General features: G+C 33.2%; 12 protein-coding genes. 5 read left to right on the top strand and 7 right to left on the bottom strand.

The genetic code is table 11. From position 1 onward, the window contains the following. Positions 1 to 295 precede the first annotated feature (295 nt). The gene (locus BCI01S_RS04020) at positions 296 to 532 is read left to right on the top strand and encodes a glutaredoxin family protein (RefSeq protein ID WP_061796795.1); all 237 of its coding nucleotides are present in this window, start codon (positions 296 to 298) and stop codon (positions 530 to 532) included. Positions 533 to 587: 55 nt separating this feature from the next. Here BCI01S_RS04020 and BCI01S_RS04025 read toward each other — a convergent pair whose 3' ends face one another. Both BCI01S_RS04025 and BCI01S_RS04030 read right to left on the bottom strand, forming a co-directional pair. Continuing rightward, positions 588 to 1,193, bottom strand: a complete 606-nt coding sequence (locus BCI01S_RS04025; RefSeq protein ID WP_061796797.1) for a DUF3993 domain-containing protein — start codon at positions 1,191 to 1,193, stop codon at positions 588 to 590. 105 nt (positions 1,194 to 1,298) lie between these two features. Continuing rightward, on the bottom strand, positions 1,299 to 2,516 hold the full coding sequence (locus BCI01S_RS04030; protein WP_047942979.1) for an EAL domain-containing protein: 1,218 nt from the start codon (positions 2,514 to 2,516) through the stop codon (positions 1,299 to 1,301). A 341-nt stretch (positions 2,517 to 2,857) separates the two neighbouring features. Between BCI01S_RS04030 and BCI01S_RS04035 the strand changes: the two genes are divergently transcribed. After that, entirely contained in the window at positions 2,858 to 3,580 is a 723-nt protein-coding gene (locus BCI01S_RS04035; RefSeq protein WP_047942977.1) for a C39 family peptidase, read from the top strand. Between the two features lie 316 nt (positions 3,581 to 3,896). Here the strand turns inward: BCI01S_RS04035 and BCI01S_RS04040 are convergent, their stop codons facing one another. After that, entirely contained in the window at positions 3,897 to 5,996 is a 2,100-nt protein-coding gene (locus BCI01S_RS04040) for a sensor domain-containing protein (RefSeq protein WP_082138362.1), read from the bottom strand. Between the two features lie 270 nt (positions 5,997 to 6,266). Here BCI01S_RS04040 and BCI01S_RS04045 point away from each other — a divergent pair, with 270 nt between their 5' ends. Further along, the gene (locus tag BCI01S_RS04045; RefSeq protein WP_047942975.1) at positions 6,267 to 6,734 is read left to right on the top strand and encodes a YkyB family protein; all 468 of its coding nucleotides are present in this window, start codon (positions 6,267 to 6,269) and stop codon (positions 6,732 to 6,734) included. A gap of 545 nt (positions 6,735 to 7,279) precedes the next feature. Here BCI01S_RS04045 and BCI01S_RS04050 read toward each other — a convergent pair. The 3 genes from BCI01S_RS04050 to BCI01S_RS04060 form a co-directional block, all read right to left on the bottom strand. Next, positions 7,280 to 8,185 (bottom strand): chemotaxis protein, encoded by a 906-nt coding sequence (locus BCI01S_RS04050; RefSeq protein WP_061796799.1) that lies wholly within the window; start codon positions 8,183 to 8,185, stop codon positions 7,280 to 7,282. A gap of 328 nt (positions 8,186 to 8,513) precedes the next feature. Continuing rightward, positions 8,514 to 9,815: an MFS transporter gene (locus tag BCI01S_RS04055; protein WP_047942972.1), complete on the bottom strand. Its 1,302-nt coding sequence runs from the start codon at positions 9,813 to 9,815 to the stop codon at positions 8,514 to 8,516. Positions 9,816 to 9,953: 138 nt separating this feature from the next. After that, entirely contained in the window at positions 9,954 to 10,481 is a 528-nt protein-coding gene (locus BCI01S_RS04060; RefSeq protein WP_047942971.1) for an RDD family protein, read from the bottom strand. 278 nt (positions 10,482 to 10,759) lie between these two features. Between BCI01S_RS04060 and BCI01S_RS04065 the strand changes: the two genes are divergently transcribed. Together BCI01S_RS04065 and BCI01S_RS04070 are read left to right on the top strand one after the other, a co-directional pair. After that, a complete protein-coding gene (locus tag BCI01S_RS04065; RefSeq protein ID WP_047942970.1) occupies positions 10,760 to 10,951 on the top strand; it encodes a protein YkzT in 192 nt (63 codons plus the stop codon). A 135-nt stretch (positions 10,952 to 11,086) separates the two neighbouring features. Beyond that, on the top strand, positions 11,087 to 12,244 hold the full coding sequence (locus BCI01S_RS04070) for an aminotransferase A (RefSeq protein WP_061796801.1): 1,158 nt from the start codon (positions 11,087 to 11,089) through the stop codon (positions 12,242 to 12,244). Between the two features lie 46 nt (positions 12,245 to 12,290). On the opposite strand, the gene BCI01S_RS04075 is transcribed toward BCI01S_RS04070, so the two are convergent. Continuing rightward, on the bottom strand, positions 12,291 to 13,166 hold the full coding sequence (locus BCI01S_RS04075; RefSeq protein ID WP_047943014.1) for an NAD(P)-dependent oxidoreductase: 876 nt from the start codon (positions 13,164 to 13,166) through the stop codon (positions 12,291 to 12,293). Positions 13,167 to 13,197: the final 31 nt, after the last annotated feature.

The following is a 13,197-nucleotide window of genomic DNA, read 5'->3' on the forward strand; positions in this document are numbered from 1 at the left end:
TATACACTTTCTTCGTTTAATTTAGTACAATTCGCCTCTTGTGTAAAATGCCAATACTAACAGAATAAAAGATTGTCGAGAGTTTGTCCAAGTAAAACTGAAAAAAACTCGGTGTTTTTTTATTATTTATTTCCTCTGAATATTCTTACCATTTGACAAATTAACATACACACTTTCCTTAGGAGTATAATTTCTAGCTAAAATGATGACAAGAACTTCTTTTATCACTCAAAAGAATTGCATGATAATAACTTTCTTTGTATGATTAGTTAAAGATAAAAGTAGGAGGAACATTATGCGTCAAATCACATTGTTTACTCAACCAGATTGTCCCCCTTGCGAATATTCAAAGCTATTCTTAAAAGAACATGGTTTTGATTTCGAAATGAGAGATATTCAAAAGGACCCTCGTGCCAAAAAAGACTTAATAAAGAAATATCAATCTTTTTCCACTCCAACATTCGTAATTGATGGAACGGTCATTTATGGATTTGATTTGGAAAAGCTAAAGGAAGCTTTGAATCTTTCTTAATACTTATTATGGCGCACAGCACCTAATGTGCGCCATAAACTTTACAATGATAATATTAGAGATGATTTGTGTTTAAATCATTATAGTTTTTATTATTCTTTATATAAGTAACTTGATTATCAATGGAAAATAACGGCATATACACTAATGTACTATAGTTTTTTTCTTTACTCTTTAAAATGGACCTTACCTCTTTATCTGAAAGCATATTGGTTATAAGCCATTTATTATTCCATTTTCTTATCAAAATCCCTTCATAAGAACCTTCATATACTTTTTCTCCAATAACAATTGGTTCATAATATTCATATAGGAGTATACTATTCTCTTCTTGTTCTACAAAGGTTTGTTCTGATAATTGATAAAAAGGTAGATAATATTTACCAAATTCATTACCATATGTAAAAAAGTTCCCTTGTTCTCCAGTCAAGTTTTCATTAAGAAATAAATAAATTAGTTTGTCTGAAAAATAAGGCGTTAGGATTTCTTCTATCTCCTCCATTTCTCTTGCTTCTTTACTTAATGATACTTGTGCCCGGAATGCCTTTTCTACAAAAGCGAATACTTCCTCTCGACTTGTCAAATGGCTGGCGGCGTCAATGGAATACGGAAAAACACTCCACATAGAAATAATCAATAAGATAAAGAAGCTTTTTTTCATCAAATCCTTCCCTTCTCTAATTACGCTGATTCCATTTCATTACTATTCCATACCCTTTCTATTCCTAATAAAACAAGCTGAAGAGAAAATCTCTTCAGCTTGTTGTTAAGGAAGCAATAATTTCATTCGATCAAGATAATTATAGGACAAATCAATAAATAAATATTCTTTTGAATTTAACGGATAAGAATACGTTCTAACCGTTTCACCGGTTTCAATATCACTATATAGATCGGATAATATCCCTCGTTTTTCAGTTCGCATCTTCATAATATTTTCTAAAAAATATGGTCTCCAACTCCAATTTTTATGTGCATATTCGGGTTGTATAAGCCAATCATTCTCATATTTAATGATATTGGCAGATTTCTGAAACCCATCTTCATCACAAACATACATTCGAAAAGCAGCATCCGTTAACTCGGCAGACAATAATTTTAATAACTCCTCATAGGTAGAATATTTCTTGTATTTGACAAGCAGTGCTTGTAATTGACCTTGAAACTCTTCTGTTAAGTCATAGATCGTCGATAATTTCTTCTTTTCTGAAAGGATAAATTCATGAAACATATTTCTCAATGTTTCCTTTCTAATATTACGTTCAACGAAATTCTCCTCTGGATAATGTAAGTAATACCCTTGATAAAATCTTCCTCCATTTTTCCAAGCAAATTGAAGCTGATAAACCATCTCAATATTTTCAAATAATAAAGTAGCACCAATTTTTCGAGCAAGCATAGATAATGAATACAATACATCTTGATAAGTGTGCGAGGTGGACGTAGACCGCAAAGCCAATAAATCAATCTTCAAAATGTCAGGCCCTAAATCACTTAGGCGATCAAGATAACTGCTATCGCTTCCCATTTTATCAATCGCAATCTTTATACCATATGTTCGATAGTAAATTAATAAATGATCTAAATGATCAAATTGTCCTTGATAATTTCTTTCAGACAGCTCTAGAACGATCCGATTCAGCTTGATGCCTTTCTCTTCGTACTCCAATAAAGTATCTAAAAATGATTCTCCATCATCCTTCATCAGCATTTCAGCATCTCTATTGATAAAGAGCAATACGTCCTCATCAAGGGATAAAGCTTTATCCAAAGCTTTTGTCAAAATAACTTGATCTACTTCAAGCTTATATTCATCTGGAATTCCTTCATCTACAAAAAAATCGCCAAGACTTTCCACTCCATTTTGCCCATTGTATCTACCTAATACTTCATATCCAATAACCTGATGTTCATCAGCGCTAAAAATAGCTTGAAAATAAGGGATGACATTTTCTAAATCAGTCAAAATATCCAAAGCATCCATATTTTGATCGCCTCCCTAATAAGAAAAGCAAGCTCCTTTGCATATCATAATTAAGAATTTGGCAAATCGACGCCTTCCAAAAAGTAAAAAGTCTTTATCTTAAATGGATTTATTAATTAGTAAGCAAAGGTTCTTCACTTTATTTTAAGAAATTAAATAAACTTAATTATATCATATAAACACCTAGCTATCGAAATAATGATAGAAAATTCTTTCTATTTTCTAAACAATCCCTAAACTTGAATCAACTTAATTTAGCCTTCTTGGTAATAATATGCCCTCATATTTCGATGATAATATCGTATGATAACATTAGGAGTTGGCAAGAAAGAGGTAGTAATATGAAGTTGTTGAAACTATTACTTTTGCTCGCTCCCTTTTTTAGTTCGGAGCAAGTTTGGGAATACTTCCATATTGATGACCATCCAAGACAAAAAAACGAAATAGTAAGTCAAGTATCAAGCTCTTCTAATAAAATACTGTTAGATGTTCCATTGATAAAACAAAATCCAGAATTACGATATGGATGTGAGGTAACAAGTTTAGCAATGGTCTTAAATTATGCTGGTGTTAAAGTAACGAAAATGGACCTTTTTAAAGACATAGAGAAGGACTCAGATCCATTAGTCCGAAAAAACGGAAATATTATTAAATGGGGAGATCCTTCTATTGGCTTTGTTGGAGATATGACTGGAAAAAAGGCTGGTTACGCTGTATTTGATAGACCAATGGAAGATCTTGTTAACAAATATTTACCTGAAAGAGCAGTTAATTTAACAAATTCTTCTTTTCATGACTTAGAAAAACATGTTGAGAATGGTTATCCAATTGTCGTGTGGACGACTGGGGATTATCGTTTACCCGATAGATGGGAATCATGGGAACATAATGGAAGAACAATTAAAACACCATTGGATTTACATGCAGTTGTTTTAGTCGGGTTCAGTAAAGAGCATGTTTACTTAAATGATCCCTTATCTGGTAAGAAAAACGTCAAAGTAAATAAAAAAAACTTTATTAACTCCTGGCATGCTTTAAAGTCAAGAGCAATTAGTTATCGCTAAAGCCAAAAAGTTTTTTACACTTTGTATGGATCAAAGCTGAATATCTCTAAGTGGCTGGCTGCATTCCCTTTAGTATTTGCTAACAGCTAATCAGCAGCTTGAATACACTTCACTTTCTATGTAGGCGAACGCTGCTCTTCATATGAGTTCTTGATCGCGCTAACCCTAGGAATTTGTATTCAGGCTGCCTTACTCTCCACCCTCTTATTCCCTATAAAATCAAGACTTCACACTTTTTAAACACTTAAATTATAATGGCAAATTTTCAATTATCCTTCCCTCCTGTATGTTTATGATTTACTCTTATCAATCATGTTTAAAATTGCCTAAGAAATTGTTCTGCGTCTTCACAAGTCAATGGCTTTGAATAATAATAACCTTGTGCTTTCTGACAATTTGCCTTTTTTAAAAAATCTTCTTGATCTTTATTCTCGACACCTTCTGCAATTACTTCCATTCCTAAATTTTGACCTAAGTGAATAATTGTAGTTGTAATGGCAGCATCCTTGGCATTTATCACAGCATCTTTAATAAAAGACTGGTCAATTTTTAACACATCGATGGGAAATTGCTTTATATAGCTAAGAGAAGAATAGCCCGTTCCAAAATCATCAACAGAAATAATAACACCCAATTCCTTTAAATTCCGCAAAATAGGAACTGCTTCTTTAATATTCTCCATAACCCCTTCTGTAATTTCCACTTCTAAGAGGAATGGCTGGATGTTATATTTTTGGATAGCATCTCGAATTACTTCTACAAAATTAGGTTGTTGAAATTGCTTAGGAGAAATATTCACAGCGATTCTGGTATCTAGGTTGTAAAGTGTTTTCCAAATCTTTATCTGCTCACACGCCGTTTCAATAACCCAATTCCCAATCGATATAATGAGACCCGTATCCTCAGCAAGCGGTATAAAGTCATTTGGAGCAACCAAGCCTAACGATGGACTCTCCCACCGTAATAGTGCTTCAAAGCTATTGAAAGTATAATCATTCAAATCAATTTGCGGCTGATAATACAATTTCAGTTCATTCCTTTGAATAGCTTTTCGTAATTTTGTTTCAATTGATACTATATTAGTTAAAGCTGTTGTCATATCAGAACGATAAAATTGATAGTGTGCTTTGCCTCTTTCTTTTACTCGAAAAAGTGCCTCATCAGCATTTTTTATCAATGTTTCAATATCTTCTCCATCCTGTGGATACATGCTAATTCCAATACTGGGACTTATATAATATTCCTGAGAATCTAGATAGAAAGAATTAGCAAAGGTTGAAAGGATTTGCTGAGCATTGCTTGCTGCTTCTTGTCTATTCGTCTGCGAAAGGAGAATATTAAATTCATCTCCTCCTTGACGATACACATGACATTTGTAATTATTAAACTCTAATAAGCGTTCCGCTACTTTTACAAGAATTTGATCACCTACAATATGACCAAATGTATCATTGATATATTTAAATCTGTCTAAATCAATGGTCATTAAGGCGAAAGCAGCTTGCTCTGTTTCCGCTCTTTTTATTTCAAGATTTATATCCTCCATTAGAGCTCGTCTATTATAAAGTCCTGTCAGCTGATCATGAAAAGACATAAACTGAATCTTTTCTTCCGTCTTCCTCCTTTCTGAAATATCTCTTAAGATGACATAAATCCCCTTAATGGTTCGATTCACTATAATAGGTACGAATTTTGAATGTACAGATAATTCTGTTCCCTTTGTGCTCATTAATTTACAATCGATTGATTGTGATGTATTTGTCAGTTTACATTTTCTAAAACTTCCATAAAAAACTGTATTCTCCCTATCTATTAGATCATAAAGCGAAAAAATCGTTTTAGCTTCGTCACTAAAACCAATTAATTTCAATCCAGCAGGATTCACCTCCTGTATAACTCCATCTAAATTGACTGTGAGAACAGCATCTAAGTTATTCTCTACTAATGAACGAAATCGTTGTTCACTTTCAAGTAATAAATGTTTTTCCTTGATGGATTCTGTAATATCTCTCGTAATAGAAACAATATATTTTACTTCATCTTGATCATCCTTTATAGGCGTTAAAACAGATTCTGCATAGATAATATTTCCATCTTCAAGCTTGATTTCATCTGTATAACTATGATTTCCCTTCATCTTACATACTGTAGAATATTCCTTTTGTAATCTAGCCGCTATGTAGGCAGAATTAACATCTTGGATTTTTTTCCCTATAAAGTTGAGTGGTAATTTAGCAAACAAGTATGCAGCTTCATTCACAAAAATATAGCGAAAAACTTCCCCTTTCTCGACTTTCATAATAAAGACCATATCTTTAATATACATAAAAATAATTTCAAAAATAATATTCTCTATATTTGATTTGGATTGAGCGATCATTTTCTTACTTGTGCTATTCTTGTTATATTTGTCCATCCATCTCATTCCTTACATGCAGCAATATATTAATTTGTTCTTAAAAGATATACACAATACACCAACGTCTTCTTTTACTACTATTATCGGCATGTGAATCCATTTCTGTACTCAAATAGATAAAAAATTATGTCTATTCTTAAAATAAAGTTTATCTTAATCTTGCTTCAGGAGCACACTTGACAGACAAGCTATTTTTTTTTATTTCCTTTCTTTCGTAAAAATAGTATAATAACTTGTACTAAACAATAGAAAGGAGAGTTAAAACAATTGAATAAGCAGCAACAATATCCGCCGCCAATACAACCTACTGTTGTAAATCTTCTACAAGCAATCTCAGTTGTAAACCGTCATGCAAAGACTGCTCCAAACCCAAAGTTTTTATATAAATTAAAACATGACAGTTTACATAAACTATTAGCAGAAGGAAAAGCAAAGAAAATCGGTCTACACTTCTCAAATAATCCAAAATATAGTCAACAACAATCAGATTTATTGATTGCGTGTGAAAACTATACATTTCATTTGCCTCCGACTAAAAAGGATTTTGAGGAATTGCCACATTTAGGATCTCTCAATCAAAGTATTCGAAATCCCAAATCAACTCTTTCCTTAACACAATCTAAAAAGCTTTTATCCACCTATACTGGATTAAAAGAAGAGACACCACCAAATCATTCAATCCGCAAAAAGAAATACCAAAAACCTGTTTTTAAAAAACTTGGTGAAAGCTATTAATCTTGAATGAAAACGGTAATCCCCTCGATTCTATCAATTAAAAGAAAATAAGCAGCCTTATTATAATACAAGAATGTGGCTAGAATAAGCATTTCAACTAAAGAAACAGCCACCCCATCACATGAACGTTCGAATGCTGGGGTGGCTGTTTTTCGTCCTAAAAGGCTGTTTCAGAAAATTACTATTAGATAACCCTTACCGAACAATATTGAGGCTGCGGGTGATCATCACAAACCCAACTTCTTTGTATAATTGGTTGGGCTTATATTTGGTAGGGACACTTATGCCCCAGGTCTTTTAAGTAGTTCTTAAAGACAAATTAAGCAGAATCCGCTTCTTTCCCGCAGAAAGATCCTCTATTTAGTTATGTTGAGTCTCGTTTTAATTGTGCATCTCATAAAGCTTCCTTCTACAAAATGTTATTTTTCATAAATGAAGAATAGAAATGCAAAGTAATATGAATCAACAAAGACCAGTATTGGGAATCTATAGTATACAGGTAACCGTCTCTAAACTAAAAGGCCACACCATACATCAAAAACATTTTATAAAATGATGTTATCGATAATATGAATTAATTCATTAATCTCAGGTTTACTTACTTGATCATTCGCTCCTACTACCTGGCCCTTATGTCTTAAATCATCTGTAATTAACGAAGAAAATATAACAACTGGCAATGCTGCTAAGTCAGGATTGTCTTTCACTACTTTTGTTAAATGATGTCCATCCATTTGAGGCATTTCTATATCGGTAATCATTAACTGAGCAGCTTCTTCTACTGGATGACCGTTCTCTATAGCTTTCGTTAAATAGTCTAATGCTTCACGCCCATTTTCGAAAAAGGTGATATCCTGGAATCCAGCAGCATTTAAAGTGTCTTCTAATAATTTTCTTAAAAGGGCAGAATCTTCCACAACAATTAGTTTCTTGTCACTTCTTTTTCTTTCACCTAATTTTTTTACTTGTTGAACATTGATTCCCGACTCCGGATTAATATCAACAACGATTTTTTCAAAATCTAATAATAAAATCATTTCTCCATTTAATTTGACTACCCCGATAATCTGACTTTCCGTTCCATAGTATGTCTCAGATGGTTTTTCAATGTTTTCCCATGATATACGATGAATTTGTGTTACATTATGAACATGGAAAATTATTTTTGTTTTATTAAATTCAGAAACAATATACTTGTCCTTTTCAGGAGTATCAGAAGGAGGATAACCTAATACATTTGCAAGATTAACAACAGTTAATACTTCTCCCCTTAACTCCATAATCCCTTCTATATATGGGTGTGCGTGTGGGATTGGTGTGATAGGTACTGGATTAATGATTTCTTTAACCTTAATCACATTGATTCCAAAATGATTCTTTCCTACGCTGAATTCTACAATTTCTAATTCATTTGTTCCCGTTTCTAAAAGTATCCCTTTATCATTTTTCATTTCTGTTTGTCCTTTCGCTCGCCTAAAAATTCACTTATTTAGCCAGACTACATCAAATTATTTATACCTATCTTTTATATCGGACTTTTTATCCACTCTTAAAGTAGGACTCGGTAATTTCCCTAAATTCGAAAGACGAAAAGCTGTTCACCATCCGATAGTATTTCAGTCTCCACGATTTTTACTAGTAAATGGCTAAAAAAAATGCTGTTCATGAAAGAACAATATGAAAATATTCCAATCCTCTCAAAGAATATTTTCTATCGTTAGCTTTCATGAACAGCTTAGTTTTCCTCTTCTATTGGAAAGAAGAAAAGTTTTTTCAATATCATTCTTCCTTTATACGTGCATGAATAATTAAACCGATAATAGTTAGAATGATTAAGGAACCTAGTGCAAATCTACTTGCCATATTACCATACTCAGCAAAAACAAATGTAATCGTCCCATATATTATAGGACCGATAATAGATGATACTTTTCCAGAAAAAGCAAATAAACCAAAAAATTGTCCTCTTTTCTCTTCCGGCGTAATTTCAACGATATATGATCTTGTTGTTACCCACATACTTCCAAGCGCTACTCCAAATAAACTGCCAGCTACCCAGAATAACCCTTCATTCTTAGCAAGCGTTGCAATAATAATCGCAATAACTAACAATATCCCCACATAACGAACAGCTCTGTATGCACCAACACTTTTCGTTATATATCCAAAAACAAAGGAACCAATAATACTTGCAATGGTTGACACAAGATAAAGAACAATAAATTTACCAGTATCTAATCCAATAACCGCATTGGCATATGCAGACATCGTCGCAATAGTAGTAGCTAATGCATCATTTAGAAAAAAGTAAGCAAGCATAAAGGTGAAAATTTTCCGATAACTTTTCATTTGTTTAAAAGTTTCTATTATTTCTCGATATCCAGAAAGAACAGATTGTTTTTGGATATTTTCTTTTGGTGTATCTTTAATGAAAAAAAATAATGGCAAGGATAAAAGTAAAAAAAGAATACCAGTTGGAATAAAGGATTGATTATATGCCCCTTTATCTATAAAGAGATAAACAGTTAATCCAATCAGTGTTCCAATATAACCGATGGCTACACCAAAACCTGAGATTAATGGAATCTGTTCCTTTGTTCCTAAATCAGAAATCATCGTATCATAGAACACTAAGCTAGAATGATAAGTAAATTTAGATAAAACAAAAAAGAGGATAACAAGTGATAAAGATATCGGAATCCCAAATATCATTTGTGTAGACGGGATAAAAGAGAAAAAACCCATAGCTATGGTTCCAAATACGGTTAATAATGTTAATATAACAATATATTTTTTCTTTCTTCCAGTTCTGTCCATCATAACGCCAAATAATGGTGTAAAGATAACTAACAGAAAGCTAGCTAATGCATTCGCATATGAAATAAAAGTCGAAGCAATCTGTTTATTAACTTCATTTGAGCCAATCATATCTTGTAAATACATAGGAAAAAAGATAGTGTTAATATTAGACGAAAAAATAGTATTGGCCGCATCATAAAGGGCCCATGAGATTATAGGCAAAGAAAAATATAATGCCAGCCCTCTTTTTTTTATTTCTGTTTTATTAGTTATCGGTTCCATCTATTAAGCTCTCCTCTCAAATAGCGGGTATGTAGGGATAAAACAACATACTCCTGTTTGTTCTCCTTAAGAACCATTTGGCTTATCCATAATGCTGTCGTCTTACTCACATTATGGATAAGCCCACAGGTTTATGAATTATTTTTTTACAACAATGGAACCTACAATTAAATCATGTAACGCTTGTTTTTTCTCCGTGAACGCTGCCAAAATAAAGCCAATTAATAAAATCCCTGAAAGGAGACTTGATACGATGTATCTTCCTAGACTTCTCCAGAAAGAAAGCTTATTTCCTTTCAAATCCTCTACCTTTAAACCTAATAATTTCTTTCCAATCGTCGCTTGCCATTTAGAGGAATGAAGCAGTGAATAATAAAAAAGACTAATAAACATACATACTGCCATCGTTCCCAAAAAAGCGGTCATTAATGAGCCTAATAGAGATAAAATTTCAGAATCAGATAATGCATTTATACTGGCTGGATCCATCAATAATTCATCCGGTATTTCCATTGAACTAATAAATAAAGCAAAAATGATATTGGAAAAAAATAATAATGGAATGCCTAAAATGATACTATCAATTGCCCATGCTCCAAAACGAATCCAAAATCCTGCATATTGAGGATGATTTTCCTTTTCTTCTATTTGTATAGTTGTTACCATTTATTTTCCCCTCCCCACTAATATGATAAATGGTATTTATTTTCTAAACAACCTTTTTTATGAAATGACTGCTAGCTTTACAATTATTAAACAAAAGAGAAACCTTCCTGCTCCTTGTCTTTAAAAGTTCATAAAATGTTTATTTGTTTTTTTCTAATTTGTGAAATGTCAAACAAACACCTAGACGATTTTATGCTATTAGAATACGCTAATAGTGTAAGTTGTGAAGGAAGAAAACCGAATATTATTTAATTAATTAAAGAGAGGACGAGTACACAATGAAGGGTACTGCAATTCTTTTTCACGATGACTTAACGGTAACTTTTCTAGAAAATGTCGATTTAGACACATGGAAAAAAACAGATAAAATGGACAATGGGAAACTGCTTTTAGAAAATCATCTGAATCAATCAAACCATGAACAACTTTTATTAATGGAAGAAGGCGTTGATTGGGATTATGGTTACTAATTAAATAGATATTAGAGCAAGCTTGGAGCAGGGATATATTCTTCTATCCCCTGCTCTTTTTATTTTGTTTTATGTATTTAAAACAATCATAGCTTTTGATATCATTATAGAATACGTTACGTTAGGAGACTTGATATGGAACATTTAATCAATAAAAAAGTTAAAAATATTGAGATTTCTGGTATTAGAAAGTTCGCTAATATGGTTGCTGGAAAAAAAGGAATGGTTTCTTTAACCATCGGCCAGCCTGATTTTCCCACCCCACTACATATTAAAGAGGCAGCAAAAACTTCCATTGATGAAAACTATACTTCTTATACACATAATGCTGGAGACCTTGCGTTACGGGAAGCGGCATCCCATTTTGTAAATAAAAAATATAATCTTTCTTATGATCCTTCCACAGAAGTGATTGTTACCGTGGGAGCTAGCGAAGCTATTGATGTGACATTTCGAACAATTCTCGACGGTGGAGTGGAGGTAATCCTGCCAGGACCTGTATATCCTGGATATGAACCAATTATTCGTTTATGTGGTGCGATTCCTGTGCATGCTGATATTCGTCATACTTCTTTCCGTTTTACAGCTGACGTCATAAAAAAATATATCACGGAAAAAACAAGATGTATCGTCTTACCCTATCCGTCAAATCCAACAGGTGTCAGCCTAACAAAAGAAGAAATCAAGGAGATTGCAGCCCTGATTAAAGGAAAAGATATCTTTATTTTAGCAGATGAAATATACAGTGAATTACTATATGATCAAGAGCATGTATCCATTGCTCAATATCTACGCGAACAAACTATTGTGATTAATGGTCTATCTAAATCACATAGCATGACTGGATGGAGAGTTGGTCTATTATTTGCTCCTTCTTATCTTTGTCAACAAATCATTAAAGTCCATCAATATAATGTAACTTGTGCCTCTTCAATCTCGCAAAGAGCGGCATTAGAAGCTTTAACTATTGGTATTAATGATGCAGCACCTTTGAGAGAAGATTATCAAAGAAGAAGAAAATATGTGTATGATCGCTTGTCCTCTATTGGATTGGATGTAGTCATGCCAGATGGGGCGTTTTACTTTTTCATAAAAGTGCCAACAGCTAAATTGAATTCTTTTGATTTTTGCCTTGATCTAGTCGATAAAGTAAATCTAGCGGTTGTTCCTGGAAGTGCCTTTTCTGAATTAGGAGAAGGATATTTTCGAATTTCCTTTGCCTATTCTATGGAAACATTGGAAGATGCATGCAATCGTTTTGAGGAATATGTAAAAATACATCTAGCAAAATAAAAAAACAGCTTCTAATCTTGGCTTTCACCGATTAGAAGCTGTTTTTTCAATCCCAATATTTATATAAAGCTTGTGTTCCGCTCTCATCTTCTCCTTTCGCTGACAGGCGGCTGTATAATGTTTCCGCAAGAGATAATCCTGGTGTTTCCATTTGCATTTCCTCTGCTTCTTTAAGAGCAATTCTCATATCTTTTATAAAATGCTTGATATAAAATCCAGGTTCAAAATCCCCTTTTATCATTCTAGGTGCTAGATTACTTAAGGAAAAGCTCCCAGCAGCTCCGCTTGAGATACTTTGCAATACCTTTTCAGGGTCTAGTCCAGCTTTTTGAGCATAAACGATGGCTTCACTTACACCAATCATTGTAGAAGCAATGGCAATTTGATTACACATTTTCGTATGTTGACCAGAACCTGCAGGTCCTTGATAGACAATATTAGTGCCAAGTATCTCGAATAGAGGCAGAAGCTGTTGGAAAACTGCTTCTTCCCCACCTACCATAATGGATAGCTTTCCTTCTCTTGCCCCTACATCTCCACCACTTACAGGGGCATCAACTGCATATATATTTTTCTTTTTCGCCTCTTCGTATATTTTCTTGGCAAGACTAGGAGTTGAGGTGGTCATATCGATTAAATATGTATTTTCTTTGGCATTGTTAATTAATCCTAGTTCTCCTAAATATATTTCCTCTACATCTTTCGGATAACCAATAATCGTAATAATGACATTTGCTTTTAAAGCAATTTCATGGGGACTGTCTGCCCATTCTGCTCCAGCAGCTACTAGTTCGTCTGCCTTTGCTTTCGTGCGGTTATACACCATAACAGGATACCCTGCATGCAATAAATGGCTTGCCATACTTTTCCCCATTACACCAGTACCAATAAAACCAATTATAGTTGTTTCTTTCGCCAACATCCGATCCTCTCCCTTTTTTGGCAAATAACTT

Source organism: Niallia circulans NBRC 13626, assembly GCF_001591585.1.
Lineage (GTDB): Bacteria > Bacillota > Bacilli > Bacillales > Cytobacillaceae > Niallia > Niallia circulans.

Coding starts and splice junctions, on each gene's coding strand:
- BCI01S_RS04020 (WP_061796795.1), top strand. CDS start 296: ATGCGTCAAATCACATTGTTTACTCAACCAGATTGTCCCCCTTGCGAA.
- BCI01S_RS04025 (WP_061796797.1), bottom strand. CDS start 1,193: ATGAAAAAAAGCTTCTTTATCTTATTGATTATTTCTATGTGGAGTGTT.
- BCI01S_RS04030 (WP_047942979.1), bottom strand. CDS start 2,516: ATGGATGCTTTGGATATTTTGACTGATTTAGAAAATGTCATCCCTTAT.
- BCI01S_RS04035 (WP_047942977.1), top strand. CDS start 2,858: ATGAAGTTGTTGAAACTATTACTTTTGCTCGCTCCCTTTTTTAGTTCG.
- BCI01S_RS04040 (WP_082138362.1), bottom strand. CDS start 5,996: ATGGACAAATATAACAAGAATAGCACAAGTAAGAAAATGATCGCTCAA.
- BCI01S_RS04050 (WP_061796799.1), bottom strand. CDS start 8,185: ATGAAAAATGATAAAGGGATACTTTTAGAAACGGGAACAAATGAATTA.
- BCI01S_RS04055 (WP_047942972.1), bottom strand. CDS start 9,815: ATGGAACCGATAACTAATAAAACAGAAATAAAAAAAAGAGGGCTGGCA.
- BCI01S_RS04060 (WP_047942971.1), bottom strand. CDS start 10,481: ATGGTAACAACTATACAAATAGAAGAAAAGGAAAATCATCCTCAATAT.
- BCI01S_RS04065 (WP_047942970.1), top strand. CDS start 10,760: ATGAAGGGTACTGCAATTCTTTTTCACGATGACTTAACGGTAACTTTT.
- BCI01S_RS04070 (WP_061796801.1), top strand. CDS start 11,087: ATGGAACATTTAATCAATAAAAAAGTTAAAAATATTGAGATTTCTGGT.
- BCI01S_RS04075 (WP_047943014.1), bottom strand. CDS start 13,166: ATGTTGGCGAAAGAAACAACTATAATTGGTTTTATTGGTACTGGTGTA.